Genomic DNA, 14129 nt, shown 5'->3' on the forward strand with positions numbered 1-14129 from the left:
AGCCGTCAATCATTGCGGGTAAAAAAACCGCCCTGCCTCGGCCTGGCGTCCAGGCCGGGCATCGGGCAGGTCGTTGGTTATTCGCCCGAGGCCGGGCGACTCAGTTCGCCGATTTTCTCCAGGCGCGCACGCACGATATTGCGGCTGATGTTGAGCAGGCGCCCGGTTTGCAGTTGGTTGCCGTGGCAGTAGCGGTAGGCGGCGCGAAAGATGGTTTCTTCGATGTGCTCGTAGAGGTCCGGAATATTCTGCTCGAACAGGGCATTGAGGGCGCTTTCGAGGTCCACCGGGCCGGCGATGGCGTGCACGGCCTGGGCCGCCTGATCCTGGCGAATGCCGGATGAACGCATGTCCACCAGGTGCAGGTCGGCTGGCGCCACCCGTTGGTTGCGGCACACCAGCAAGGCATGGTGAATGGCGTTTTCCAATTCACGGATGTTGCCTGGCCAGCTGTGCTCCAGCAGCTTGCGCTCAGCCTCGATGGTCAGCGTGGCGCGGTTGTAACCCAGGCGCTGGCAGTGCTCCTCGAGGAAAAACTCCGCCAGGGGCAGAATGTCCCCCGGGCGCTCGCGCAGCGGTGGCAGGCGGATGGTGGCGACGTGCAGGCGGTAGAACAGGTCTTCGCGGAAATGCCCGGCCACCACCGCGTCCGCCAGGTTGACGTTGGTCGCCGCCACCAGTCGCACATTGATCGGGATCGGCGTGCGTGACCCCAAGCGCACCACTTCCCGCTCCTGCAACACCCGCAGCAGCTTGACCTGCATGTTCAGCGGCAAATCGCCGATCTCATCGAGAAACAGCGTGCCGCCATTGGCCGCCTCGAACCAGCCGGCCTTATGGGTGGTGGCGCCGGTAAAGGCGCCCTTTTCGTGGCCGAACAGCTCACTCTCCACCAGGCTCTCGGCGAACGCGCCGCAGTTCACGGCGACAAAGGGCTCGCGTCCGCGGCGGCTCAGGTGATGGATATGTCGGGCCACCAGCTCCTTGCCGGTACCGGTCTCGCCAATGATCAGGGTATTGGCCTCACTGGGGGCCAGGCGCTCGATGCGGCTGAGCAATTCCTGGGAGCGCGGGTCCTTGAACACCAGGACGGTGGCCCGCACCGACTTGGTCAATTCGCGAGCGTGGGGATGGGTGATCAGCGACATGGTGCATTCCTGGCAGTAAAAGCGCGGGCTCAATAGTGCACGAAGAAAGCTAGACCAAAAAATTATCAATTCGTATTTGTATATTCCATAAAGAGATATACCTGCCAACCGCACACTCATTGCTGCTGGAGCAGCAACCGGCCAGCAGCCGCACTGTTCACAGATCAGCAACGCGGCCACCGCCCGCGCACCTGGTCGCACGCCCAAAGCCTTGGCGCACAAGGCCTGCAGGGCTTTTTCCAGGCGCTGGCATGCAATCTGCTCTCTCCCTTGCGACAGCCAACCTGCGGGTTCGGCAACTTGATGACCGACGCACTGGCGTCGGCCAGCCATTAAGGGGATTGCAATGAAAGGTTTCTGGCGCAACAGCCTGGCCGCCGCGGCCGCGCTGCTGGTGAGTGTCACGGCCCTGGCCGAAACGGCGCAGGCTCCGGCGTCGGTGAAGATCGCCATCGTCGCCTTTACCCAGGGCGGCAAACCGGTATTCGGCGGCATCGCCGGGCGGGTCATCGAGGATGGCTGGCTCGAACAACAGCTCAAGCAACGTGGGGTCAAGCTGGAGTGGATCGCCCTGCCCCATGCCGGCGCCGGCCCGCAGATCAACGAAGGCTTCAGCAACAACAGCATCGACTTTGCGGTACGCGGCGACCTGCCGTCGGTGATCGCCGGTGCAGGCGGCGTGCCCGGCAAATTGATCGTGCCCGGCGGCAGTGGCAACAACATCTACCTGGTGGTCCCCGCCAGCTCCACGGCCAATACCATCGAGGACCTCAAGGGCAAGCGCCTGGCCCTGCATCGCGGCCGGCCCTGGGAATTCGCCTTCAGCAATTTTCTGGCCAGCAAGGGCCTGAAGCTCGATGACTTCAAGATCGCCAACCTCAACCCGCAGGTCGGCGCCGCAGCCGTCGCCGCCGGCAAGGTCGATGCCGCGGTACTGCTCAATGAGGCCTATGCCCTGGAAGACAAAGGTGTGGGCAAGATCATCTGGTCGACCAAGCAAGGCGACAACGATTGGCGCCTGGTCTCCGACCTCTGGGGCACCGACCGTTTTATCGAACAGCACCCGGACCTGACCCAGTTGCTGGCCACGGCCTGGGTCAAGGCTGCCTGGTGGATCTCCCAGGAACAGAACCAGGACGCCTACTACCAGTTGTCGTCCCGCGCCGGCACCGCCGAAAGCGTGCTGCGCCGCGACGACCAGAACGACCCGGTGGCCTGGAAACAACGCTGGGCGCCCAAAAGCGATGCCCAGCTCAAGGCGCACTACCAGGCGCTGACCGCTTACGCCCTGGCCAACCAACTGATTCGCGACAACTACGACATCGGCCCGGCCCTGGCCACCGGCTACACCCGCCAGGCCCTGATCGACCTCAACCTCACCGACTACTGGCCGGCCCTGCGTGGCCCGGTCACGACCCAACCTTGATAGGGAAATCCCGATGAAACTCGCCCCAAGACTGGCCTTCGGCCTGAGCATCCTGACGCTGTCCCTCAGTGCCCTGGCTGCCGAGACCCACGCCCCGAAACCTGACCCGTTGCAAGGCGACGGCCGCGTCTCGGCCTTCTACACCTGGCAGCAGGCGATCCCCGCCACCCCGGGCAAACTGCTGCGCAGCGAACCGCTGGAGAAGACCCTGAGCCTGCCCAATGCCGCCAGCGCCCAGCGGATTCTCTACAGCTCCACCGACGGCATCGACAACAAGACCCCAATCGTGGTCTCCGGCACGCTGTTCCTGCCCAAGGGCAAGGCACCGGCCGGCGGTTGGCCGGTGGCCAGCTGGGGCCATGGCACGGTAGGCGTGGCGGATGTCTGCGCGCCCTCCTGGCAAGGCCGCTCCTACCGCGACGTGCAGTACCTGAGCCGCTGGCTGGATGAGGGCTACGCGATTGTCGCCAGCGACTACCAGGGCCTCGGCGTCCCGGGCGGGCACCCGCTGCTGAATAACCGCATGGCCGCCTACGGCATCCTCGACGCCGCCAAGGCGGTGGTCGCCGGGGTTCCCGGGCTGGCCAACAAGGTGCTGATCATCGGCCAGTCCCAGGGCGGCGCCGGCGCCTTCGCCTCGGCCGCCTATGCCCCGACCTACGCCCCGACACTGGGGGTCAAGGGCAGCATCGGCACCGGAGTGATCTACACCGTGGGCGCGAAAAACGTCGGCGAACAGGACCCGAACAAGGTCGACGCCTCCCTGGCCTACGGCTTCTACACCCTGCTGGCCGCCCAGCAGTACGACCCGAGCATCGACCCCCGGGATTTCTACACCGACAAGGCCCTGCCGCTGTTCGAACAGGCCCGCACCAGTTGCCTGGCAGCGCTGGTCAGTGATGTGGTCGGCGTGGGCCTGACTCCGGCCAACGCCAAGAAGGACTACCAGGGCAATCAACTGGCCGCCTGGCAGAAGCAGGTTTCCTACCCGACCTTGAAGCTGGCGCAGCCGATCTTTATCGGCACCGGCGCCGAGGACAAAACCCCTGCCGCCTCGACCCAGGTGGCGTTGATGCAGGACGCCTGCAAGACCGGTTCGGTGGTCGAAGGCCACATGTACAAGGGCCTGGGCCATAGCGAGACGGTCAACGCCTCGCTCAAGGACTCGGTGCCCTTTGCCCACAAGGTGATCAACGACCAGCCCATCACCCCCATCTGCAACCCCAGCGTGCAGTAAGCCGGAGACCCGCCCATGAGCATTGAATTCTTTACCCGCCTGCCACTGCACGGCGAAACCCAGTTCCTCCCCGGCGACCCCCGCAACCGTGGCGATTGGCACCGCGGCGGCCCCAGCACCGGTGCAGTCTCGGGGTTCAGCGTTGGCGACCACTTCACCTACATCGACTACCTGGGGCAGATCGCCCGGGCGGCGGAAATCAACGGCTTCGGCGGCGCGCTGATGGTCAACGCGCCGACCGGCGAAGAGCCCTGGACCGTGTGCTCGCTGCTGGCCCGGGAAACCCGCAGCCTGAAGTTCGTCACCGCCTTCCAGCCCTATCACTACACGCCCTGGGTCGCGGTGCAGCAGGCGGCGACCTACCAGCGCGCCACCGGCAACCGCCTGGTGTGGAACATCATCAACGGCGGCTCGGATGCGATTCAGCGCCAGGTCGGCGACTTCAGCGACCACGACGAGCGTTATGCGCGCGCCATCGAGTTCATGGACGTGGTCAAAGGCTATTGGCACAACGAGAATTTCCACTACGAGGGCCGCTTCTACCGGGCCGAAGGCGGCGGCCTGCGCGGGCCGCTGAAAAAGGCCGAGTTGCCGCTGATCTGCACCGCCGGCTCGTCGATTCCGGCCCGGGAGTTCGCCGCCAAGCATGCGGACTTCTACCTGATGCGCGCCGAGCACCCGGACGAGATCGCCGCGCTGATTGCCGACATTCGCCAGCGCGCCCTGAAATACGGGCGCACGGATATCCGCTTCGGCCTGTCGATCGACGTCATCACCCGCGAGACCGAAGAGCTGGCACGCACGGAAGCCAAGCGTTTCTTCGACGAAGGCATTGCCCGTGGTGCGGTCAAGGCGGTGGCCGCCCACGCCGGGTTGCGCACCGCGCGCAAGCTCAGCTACGAAACCGAATTCGCGCAGAAGAACGAGACCCAGGGCTTCGACGACTTTTTTATCCACCCCAATGTCTGGACCGGCTTCGGCTACATCGGTATCCCGCCGGGCTGCGCCCTGGTCGGCAGCTATGAAAACGTGGTGGCGCGGATCCGTGAGTACAACGCCCTGGGCATTGATCTGTTCTTCCTGGCCGGCTACCCGCACCTGGAAGAGGCCTACCGTCTGGGCGAGCACATCCTGCCGCACTTTCGCGGCGAACGGGCCGAGCTGAGCCGGCCCCAGGAAGCGCCGCTGGAGCTGCGTTCCGCCAACGGCCCGGCCGGAGCCTGATGTCATGAGCCAGGATCATCGGTTGTTAATCAGTCGGCGGGACTTTATCGGCCACAGTGTCGCCCTCGGCGGCGGCCTGCTGCTGGGCGGCAGCCTGCTGGCCGGTTGCGATCAGCGCAGCGACCCGCCCGCAGCGGCCGGCGCCGGGGCCCTGAACGACGACACGCCGCGTTACGGCGGGCGCCTGCGCCTGGGCATCCTCGACGGTAACCAGAGCGGCAACCTGGATGCCCACAAGCCCATCGGCAGCGGCATCGTTCGCGGCTTTGCGCTGTACAGCAAGCTCTGGGAATGGGACGAGCAGATGCAGCCGCGCCTGGCCCTGGCCGAGTTTGCCGAACCCAATGCCGACGCCAGCAGCTGGACCCTGCGCCTGCGCCCGGACCTGGAGTTCCACCACGGCAAGACCATCGACGCCGATGACCTGATCTTCTCCATCCGCCGCCTGACCGACCCGCAATTGGCCTCGCCCTACGCCGCGCTGCTGCACTGGGTGGACCGCGACAACCTGGTCAAACTCGACGAGCGCACGGTGCGCCTGAGCTTTCGCGAGGGCCGCAGCTACATGCCCCTGGCGGAGACCTGGGTCAACTTCGGCGGCATCGTCCCGGTGGACTACCACCCGGTCACCAACCCGGTGGGTGCCGGCCCCTACAAGCTGAAGAGTTTCACCCCCGGCCAGCGCTCGCTGTTCACCCGTTTCGAGAATTACTACAAAGACGGCAAGCCCTACGCCGATGAGCTGGAGATCATCGACTTCAAGGACCAGGTGTCGCGCCTGGCGGCCCTGCGCTCCGGCCAGATCGACATGGCCAACGTCATGCCCACCGAACAACTGGAGGTGTTGCAGCGCGACCCGCGGCTCAAGGTCCTGAAGTCGGTGACCGGCAACTGGCTGTCTTTCGACATGAACCTGGACAAGCCACCCTTCAACGACCCACGGGTACGCGAGGCGTTTCGCCTCCTGGCCGACCGCGAGGAGCTGGTGCGCCGCGCCCTCAACGGCCAGGGCCGGGTGGCCAACGACCTGTATGCGCCGAGCGACCCGACCTTCAACCACAGCCTCGGGCCACGGGCTCACGACCCGCAGCGCGCAGCGCAACTGCTCAAGGAAGCCGGCCAGGAACACCTGGAGCTGGAACTGGTGACCACCCCCGGCCCGGGGCTGACCTCGGCCCTGGTGCTGGCGGAACAGGCCAAGCGCATTGGCGTGACCCTCAAGGTCAAGCAGGTGGATCTCGCGACCTTCCAGGGCCCGCTGCGTAACGACTGGACCCTGAGCACCGGTGGCAGCATCGGCGCGCCATTTCTGGCCAGCGCGATTCACACTGATGCGCCCTTTGCCGTGGCCAACAAGACTCACTTCAGCGACGCGCATTTCAGCGAGCTGTTCCTGGCGGCCATGGCCCAGCCCGACCTGGAGAAACGCAAGGCCCTGGTGCACCAGGTGCAGCAGATCCAGTACGAGCGCGGCGGCATGCTGATCTGGGGCTACGCCGATCTGCTGGACAGCGTGGCCACCCGGGTCGGCGGCGCCGAAGCGGAGCAGTCGCTGTTCAGCACCTGGCGTTTTGAAAAGCTCTGGCTCAAAGACACCGCCTGACAGGGTGGCGAGGCAGCCTGCTGTCTCGCCCCACTCGCGACTCGACATCGATCTCCCATTTTTCAAGGGGCATTTCTGCCATGCACGCTATCGCCTTGCGTTTACCTCTGCTGCTGGCTGCAAGCCTGCCGATCCAGGCGTTTGCCGCCGATACCCAGCTGCAAACCGTCACGGTCCAGGCCAGCGCCAGCGAGTCCGAGGACGACGCCCTGCCCACCCGCCCGCCGACCTCGGTCTACGGTGGCCTTGAGGGCAAAGTGCTCGACACCCCGCGCTCGGTGACCCAGGTCAACGCCGAGCAGTTGGCCAACGACTCGATCCGCAGCGCCGATGACCTGGTCAAGTACGCCCCCGGCATCACCCGCGGTGGCGGGCAGAACGCCGGCATCGCCCCGCAGTTCCGGGCCCAGGGCTCGGAAGTGTTCCAGGACGGTCAGCGCGCCTATGGCGTTCGCCACCCGGCCAACTTCAACGCCTACGAGGGTGCCGATATCGTCGCCGGGCCCTCTTCCGTGACCTACGGCTCGGTGTCCGGCAGCGGTGGCTACGTCAACTACCTGAGCAAGAAACCCAATTTCAACGAGTTCAAGACCAAGCTCAGCGGCGAGCTGGGGTCGTGGATTCCCGATGGCGAGTCCCGGGACTCGAGCAAATTCAGCATCGATAACACCGGGCCGTTGAGCGACAACCTGGCGTACCGCCTGAGCATCACCAAGCAGCGCCAGCAGGACTTCTACGACAACGTCGACAATAACTTCGACGCCTTCTACGGTGCCCTGGCCTGGCGCAACGACAGCGTGCGGGTCGACTGGAACGCCAGCTACGACAATTACTACGACTACAACATCACCCACGGCTGGAACCGCGCCACCCAGCAACTGGTGGACAGCGGCCAGTACTATGCCGGGCGCGCCACGCCGATCATCCAGAACGGCAACACCCTGTGGTCGCCGGTCCTGGCCTCGGGGGCCGCCGATGCACCGACCCTGGGCTGGGTCCAGCGCCAGCGCAACGCCCAGGGCCAGTACGCAGTGGTGGACGGCAGCTTCCAGACCGCCTCGCCCAACACCCAGGCCAGCCCCGGCAGCCTGCGCGGCTGGGTCTATGACCCGACCCTGGCGGGCAACGGCCTGACCTCGCTGTCGTCGCAGACCGGGCAGCGCAAGGAGGACGAAAACAGCTCGCGGCGTTTCACCACCCAGCTGCGGGTCGAAGCTGACCTGTCGCCAAGCATCACCCTGGCCAACAGCACCTTCTACCAGCGCTCCAGGGACCTGACCGACGCCGTGGGTTCGTTCCAGGTGCAGTCCAGGGACAACCTGTTCGACAACCGATTCGAGTTCCGCTCACGCAATGAAACCCGACTCGGCGACTGGACCCTGCGCGACGACAGCAACAGCGGGCTGATCTACCGCCGCGAGTTCAACCAGTCGATTGCCGCCAACAACAACTTCGGCAACACCATCAACGCCTACGACCTGACTCAGGACCCATCGGGCAAGAACCCCGGCGACCTGCTGGGGCTCACCGGCAGCAACCCTGCCGGCGGCAATGGCGCCTGGATCGGCCAGCCCGGGGTGCCCCAGTACTCCAGCTACTACGGCTGGCTCAACCTGGGTGCCATGTACCCCGCCGGCCACGGCCTGTACGCCGAATCCGTGGCGCCCTACACCGCCGAAAGCACCTGGACCACCCGCACCCTGTTCAGCCAGCACAACCTGCACTTCGGCGAGCGCCTGGGCCTGAACATCGGCGCCAGCCGCAGCTGGATCGATGCCGAGATCGAAAATCCCTTCGTCCTCGCCGGCGGCAACCCGCGCAAGGACAGCAACAACTACCGGCTGTTCTCGTTCCAGGTCAGCCCCTACGTCAAGCCGACCGAAAACAGCACCCTGTACTACACCTTCGACCGCTCCCTGGCGGTCAATACCGGGTTCTTCTCCAACGGCCTGGGCTGGGGCAGCGGCGCTGGCGCCAACCAGCTCAACCCCCTGGCCTTCCAGAGCCTGAGCGTGCTGCATGAAGTCGGGCTGAAGGTCGAAGCCGTGCCCGACCAGTTGTTCATGACCCTGGCCGCGTTCAAGCAGGCCCGCGACCAGGCCCCGGACAGCAATAACAACATCGCGCGGCTGGTGATCAAGGGCGTGGAATCCACCCTGCGCTACCAACCCAGCGACCACCTGCGCAGCGGCCTGAACCTGTCCAAGCTCAACGCCTACAACGAGTTCACCTCCCAGGCAGGCTTTGCCTCGGCCGGTTTCGTCGCCGACAACGGCACCGTGTTCGGCGACAACAACAGCCTCAACCAGCGGCCTTCCGGGCGCTTCGACGCGGTGCAAATCCCGGAATACACCGCCAGTGGCTATGTCGACTACCGCTTCGACTCAGGTTTTGGCGCCGAGCTTTCCGGCTGGTGGACCAGCAGCTGGTACCTGAACCTGAGCAAGACCGTGAAGATCCCCGACGAATACAACCTCGACCTGGCCCTGTACTACCGCCAGCCCCAGTGGAGCACCACCTTGCGCGTGCTCAACCTGACCAACGAACTGAACTTCGTCAGCGGCCTCGCCGGCTCCACCAACACCTTCTTGCAACCCATGCCCGGCCGCACCCTGCTGGCCCAGGTGGATTACCAGTTTTAACAGCTGTAGCGGCAGCGGCTACAGAGCCGCTACGGATTGATTAATCACACCCTCAGGAAACCCAAGATGAGCATTGAATTTGTCGGCATGATTTTCCCTCGCCAATGGTCCGAGACCCGGGGCGTGCGCAGTCCGGATTTTGATCTGGAGTTCATTCGCCACCACGCCCGCGCCCATGAGCACGCCGGCTTTGACCGGGTGCTGATCGCCAGCGGCCCGGGCAGTGCCGACAGCTTGCAGATCGCCGCCTATGCCGCCGCCCACACCGAGCGCCTGGGCTTCATGATTGCCCACCGCCCGGCCCTCACGGCGCCGACCGTCGCTGCCCGGGCCTTCGCCACCCTGGACCACACCACCGGCGGCGGGCGGATTCGGCTGCATGCCATCACCGGCATCACCGCCGAACCCCAGGAAGGCGACACCCTGCTGGACAAGACCGAGCGCTACAAACGCACCGACGAGTACCTGGAGATCGTGCGCCGTACCTGGACCGCCGAGGAACCATTCGATTTCGAGGGGCAGTACTTCAACATCAAGGGCGCGTTTTCCCCGGTCAAGCCGCTGCAACAGCCGCACATTCCGATTTCCTTCGGCGGGTCCTCGGACATCGCCTACCAGATCGCGGTCAAGCATGCAGACCTGTATGCGCTGTGGGGCGAGCCCCTGAGCGGGGTCGCCGAGCAGATCGCCAAACTCAAGGCCGCCGCCCAGGCCGCTGGAGTCGCGGCACCCCGGGTCAGCCTTTCGGTCCGGCTGATCCTGGGGGCCACCGAGGAACTGGCCTGGCAACGCGCCGAGCAGATCCTGGCGCAGATCAAGGCCAACCCGCAGTTCGCCGCCGGCAGCCCCTGGCAGAAACGGATCAAGGGCACCGGCTCGGAACGCCTGCTGGCCGCCGCCGCCCGGGGCGACCGCCATGACCGCGCGCTGTGGATGCCCACCGCCACCGCCGTCGGCGCCTATGGCGACACCACCGCCCTGGTCGGCACCCCGGAAACCGTGGCCCAGGCCCTGCTGGACTACGTCGACCTGGGGGTCACCACCTTCCTCAACCGCGGTTACGACCCGCTGTACGACACCGTCGACTACGGGCGCTGGATCCTCCCCGCCGTGCGCGAAGAGGCCGCGCGCCGCCAAGTGCGCTCGGCCTGACCGCTGCGCGGGGTCAGTGGGCTTCGTTGAGAATCAGGCTGCGGTAATGCCCGGGGTTGGAACCGGACCATTTGCGAAAGGCCTTGTAGAACGAGCTGGCATCGGCGAACCCGAGGCGGCTGGCGATTTCGGCAAAGCTGATCTGCGGCTCGGCCAGCCAGATGATCGCCAGCTCCTTGCGCACGCTGTCCTTGAGGCCCTGGTAGGTCTGGCCCTCTTCCGCCAGACGCCGGCGCAGGGTCGAGGCCGACATGCACAGGCTCAGGGCCAGGCTCTCGGTCTCCGGCCACTGCTCGGCCGCAAGCTGGCGCAAGTCGTGCTTGATGCGGCTGGCCAGGCTCTGCGGGTCGCGGTACTTGACCAGGATATTGGCCGGGGCATGGGCCAAAAAGCGCTTGAGTTCTTCGAAGCTGCGCTTGATCGGCAGGTCCAGGCAGTCGGCGGCAAAGATCATCCGCGTGCGCGGCCGGTCGAAACGCAGGTTTTCGGAAAACATCACCTTGTAGTCGTCGCAGAAGTCCGGCTCTGGGCACCGCAGCTCGATGGCCAGGATCGGGATCCGCCGCCCGGCCAGCCAGCAGGCCACGCCGTGCACGATCATCCAGTAGGTGAAGTAAGTGAAGGCGCGACCCGGCTGCGGATCGTCCTCCAGCAGCACGATTTCCGCCAGGCTCTGCTGGCGCACCAGTTGCGCCGGCAGGCGTTCGAGCATCAGTGACAGAAACCCCAGTCCCGACTCCAGCCCCGCCGCCAGGTTGAGCTGGGCCATGGACGAACGACACAGAAACGCCAGGCTGCCGGACCTGAGCTTGCGCGGGTCCATGCCAAAAAACTCATCGTCCAGGCGCCGCGCCAGCAAGCGCCACAGGCGCGCATAGGCCGTGGCCGGGACTCGGGCGGCGGGGTCATCAAGCAACTGCGGGTCGATGCCGACCTTATTCAGGGCTTCAACGCTGGCCGCACCACGGGCACAGCTCTGCAACAGCGCTTCACGCACCAGGTGAATGGAAATGGTGTCTTTTTCCGACATCGCGCTTAACAGCTTCCTGTACAGGGGGGATGGGTCGGCCATCTTAGGCAGTGGCGGCTAAAAAGCCAGTGGCCTTTTGGCTGAGAGGCCCGTGCCCACACCAAAACCAATACGCTTTTTGCGCCTTTCTTGCAGCGCCCATTGAGCCCGGGCCCGCTCAAACAGCGATCGCTGGGGATATGGCTGTTGGCACTGAGTGCAAAAAAGTATCGATTAAAGTGTCAGGGATGATTTGTCAGCGAGGGTTTTGAGGGCTGTAATCAGCGCACATCTTCCTGGTCTGCGGAAGACACAAAAACAATAACCGTCCTTCTGTCGCCCCCTGGGCCCGGAAGAGGAGTGCACGATGAAACCTTCGGTAAAAGCTCTGCTCGTCACCACCTGCATGACCCTCAGCGGCGTCACCTTCGCGGCACAGACCGTCACCATCGCCACCGTCAACAACAGCGACATGATTCGCATGCAAAAACTCTCGAAAACCTTCGAGAGCGAACACCCGGACATCAAGCTCAACTGGGTGGTGCTCGAAGAAAACGTACTGCGCCAACGCCTGACCACCGACATCGCCACCCAGGGCGGACAGTTCGACGTGCTGACCATCGGCATGTACGAAGCCGCACTCTGGGGCGCCAAGGGCTGGCTGGAGCCGATGAAAGACCTGCCGGCGAACTACGACCTGGAGGATGTCTTCCCTTCCGTACGCGACGGCCTTTCCGTCAAGGGCGCGCTGTACGCCCTGCCGTTCTACGCCGAAAGCTCGATCACCTACTACCGCACCGACCTGTTCAAGGACGCCGGGCTGACCATGCCCGAGCACCCGACCTGGACCCAGATCGGCGAGTTCGCGGCAAAACTCACCGACAAGAGCAAAGAGCAATACGGCCTGTGCCTGCGTGGCAAGGCCGGCTGGGGCGAGAACATGGCGCTGATCACCACCCTGGCCAACGGCTACGGTGCGCGCTGGTTCGATGAGAAGTGGCAACCCGAATTCAACGGTCCGGAATGGAAAGACGCGCTGAACTTCTACGTCGACAACATGAAGAAATCCGGCCCGCCGGGGGCCTCCAGCAACGGCTTCAACGAAAACCTCGCCCTGTTCAACAGCGGCAAGTGCGCGATCTGGGTCGATGCCAGCGTCGCCGGCTCGTTCGTGACCGACAAGACTCAGAGCAAGGTGGCTGACCACGTCGGCTTCACCTTTGCCCCCCACGAGAAAACCGAAAAAGGTGCTTCGTGGCTGTACTCCTGGTCCCTGGGGATTCCGACCAGTTCCAAAGCCAAGGACGCCGCCAAGGTCTTCACCACCTGGGCCACGTCCAAGGAATACAGCCAGTTGGTCGCCAAGACCGATGGGATTGCCAACGTACCGCCAGGCACCCGCACCTCGACCTACAGCGACGAGTACATGAAGGCGGCACCCTTTGCCAAGGTGACGCTCGAATCGCTGAAAGTCGCCGACCCCAAAGACCCATCGGCCAAGCCGGTGCCGTATGTGGGCATCCAGTTGGTGACCATTCCTGAATTCCAGGCCATTGGTACCCAGGTCGGCAAGTTCTTCTCCAGCGCACTGACCGGCGGCTCGACCGTGGAAAAAGCCCTGGCGGATTCACAGACCTTCACCGAGCGCGAAATGAAGCGCGCCGGTTACCCCAAATAGTCTGTAGATGCCCCCATTGCGCCGCGGGAGCCTGCCCCTCGGCGCAAGGCCCCGCCGCCTAACGAGCCTGTGATCGCCATGAATACCACCACTGCCCCCGTGCAAACCGCGACCCCGGACAAGCCGCGTAAAAGCCGCTTGATCAACCCCGGCTGGTTCCTCGTCAGCCCTTCGGTGGCCTTGTTGCTGCTGTGGATGATCGTGCCCCTGGGCATGACCCTGTACTTCTCGCTGATTCGCTACAACCTGCTCTACCCCGGCGAAAACCAATTCGTCGGCCTGGAAAACTTCACCTACTTCATCACCGATTCGGGCTTCCTGCCCGGCGCCACCAACACCCTGCTGCTGGTGGGCAGCGTGCTGCTGATCAGTGTGGTGTTCGGGGTGTTGATCAGTGCCCTGCTGGAGGCCAGCGAGTTTTTCGGCCGCGGCCTGGTGCGGGTGCTGCTGATCTCGCCGTTTTTCATCATGCCCACGGTTGGTGCGTTGATCTGGAAGAACCTGATTTTCCACCCGGTGTCGGGGATTCTCGCCGCCCTGTGGAAGCTGTTCGGCGCCGAGCCCGTGGACTGGCTGGCGCACTACCCGCTGCTGTCGATCATCATCATTGTGTCCTGGCAGTGGCTGCCCTTCGCCATCCTGATCCTGATGACCGCCATGCAGTCCCTGGACCAGGAACAGAAGGAAGCTGCGCGCCTGGACGGTGCCGGACCGATTGCGATTTTCTGGCACCTGACCCTGCCCCACCTGGCGCGCCCCATCGCCGTGGTGGTGATGATCGAAACCATCTTCCTGCTCTCGGTGTTCGCCGAAATCTTCACCACCACCAACGGCGGCCCCGGCTACGCCTCGACCAACCTCGCCTACCTGATCTACAACCAGGCGCTGGTGCAGTTCGACGTGGGAATGGCCTCTGCCGGCGGCCTGATCGCGGTGGTGATCGCCAATATCGCGGCGATCATCCTGGTCCGCATGCTCGGCAAAAACCTGACTGACAAGCCTTGAGGGCC

10 protein-coding genes are annotated in these 14129 nt (G+C 64.6%); 8 read left to right on the plus strand and 2 right to left on the minus strand.

Going from position 1 to position 14129, the window contains the following annotated elements; all coding sequences use genetic code 11:
- Positions 1-77: 77 nt before the first annotated feature.
- Positions 78-1148, minus strand: a complete 1071-nt coding sequence (locus ACOZJV_RS03925) for a sigma-54 interaction domain-containing protein (RefSeq protein ID WP_078472243.1) — start codon at positions 1146-1148, stop codon at positions 78-80.
- Positions 1149-1494: 346 nt separating this feature from the next.
- Between ACOZJV_RS03925 and ACOZJV_RS03930 the strand changes: the two genes are divergently transcribed.
- The 6 genes from ACOZJV_RS03930 to ACOZJV_RS03955 all read left to right on the plus strand — a co-directional run bounded on the left by ACOZJV_RS03930 (position 1495) and on the right by ACOZJV_RS03955 (position 10432).
- Positions 1495-2574, plus strand: a complete 1080-nt coding sequence (locus ACOZJV_RS03930; protein WP_201130873.1) for an ABC transporter substrate-binding protein — start codon at positions 1495-1497, stop codon at positions 2572-2574.
- Positions 2575-2587: 13 nt separating this feature from the next.
- Positions 2588-3811, plus strand: a complete 1224-nt coding sequence (locus ACOZJV_RS03935) for a lipase family protein (protein WP_421546888.1) — start codon at positions 2588-2590, stop codon at positions 3809-3811.
- Between the two features lie 15 nt (positions 3812-3826).
- Positions 3827-5035, plus strand: coding sequence for an LLM class flavin-dependent oxidoreductase (locus ACOZJV_RS03940; protein ID WP_421546889.1), 1209 nt, complete (start codon positions 3827-3829; stop codon positions 5033-5035).
- Positions 5036-5039: 4 nt separating this feature from the next.
- Positions 5040-6638 carry an ABC transporter substrate-binding protein gene (locus ACOZJV_RS03945; protein ID WP_201208195.1) on the plus strand — a complete coding sequence of 533 codons (1599 nt, stop codon included), beginning with the start codon at positions 5040-5042 and terminating at the stop codon, positions 6636-6638.
- Positions 6639-6718: 80 nt separating this feature from the next.
- Positions 6719-9280, plus strand: a complete 2562-nt coding sequence (locus ACOZJV_RS03950) for a TonB-dependent receptor plug domain-containing protein (RefSeq protein ID WP_201130871.1) — start codon at positions 6719-6721, stop codon at positions 9278-9280.
- 66 nt (positions 9281-9346) lie between these two features.
- Positions 9347-10432 (plus strand): LLM class flavin-dependent oxidoreductase, encoded by a 1086-nt coding sequence (locus ACOZJV_RS03955; RefSeq protein ID WP_201130870.1) that lies wholly within the window; start codon positions 9347-9349, stop codon positions 10430-10432.
- A gap of 13 nt (positions 10433-10445) precedes the next feature.
- On the opposite strand, the gene ACOZJV_RS03960 is transcribed toward ACOZJV_RS03955, so the two are convergent.
- Positions 10446-11462 carry an AraC family transcriptional regulator gene (locus tag ACOZJV_RS03960; RefSeq protein ID WP_078472236.1) on the minus strand — a complete coding sequence of 339 codons (1017 nt, stop codon included), beginning with the start codon at positions 11460-11462 and terminating at the stop codon, positions 10446-10448.
- 346 nt (positions 11463-11808) lie between these two features.
- Between ACOZJV_RS03960 and ACOZJV_RS03965 the strand changes: the two genes are divergently transcribed.
- Together ACOZJV_RS03965 and ACOZJV_RS03970 are read left to right on the plus strand one after the other, a co-directional pair.
- Entirely contained in the window at positions 11809-13119 is a 1311-nt protein-coding gene (locus ACOZJV_RS03965) for an ABC transporter substrate-binding protein (protein ID WP_078472235.1), read from the plus strand.
- A 78-nt stretch (positions 13120-13197) separates the two neighbouring features.
- The gene (locus ACOZJV_RS03970) at positions 13198-14124 is read left to right on the plus strand and encodes a carbohydrate ABC transporter permease (RefSeq protein WP_078472234.1); all 927 of its coding nucleotides are present in this window, start codon (positions 13198-13200) and stop codon (positions 14122-14124) included.
- Positions 14125-14129 lie beyond the last annotated feature (5 nt).

This window comes from Pseudomonas sp. QD4 (genome assembly GCF_049199125.1).
Taxonomy (GTDB): domain Bacteria; phylum Pseudomonadota; class Gammaproteobacteria; order Pseudomonadales; family Pseudomonadaceae; genus Aquipseudomonas.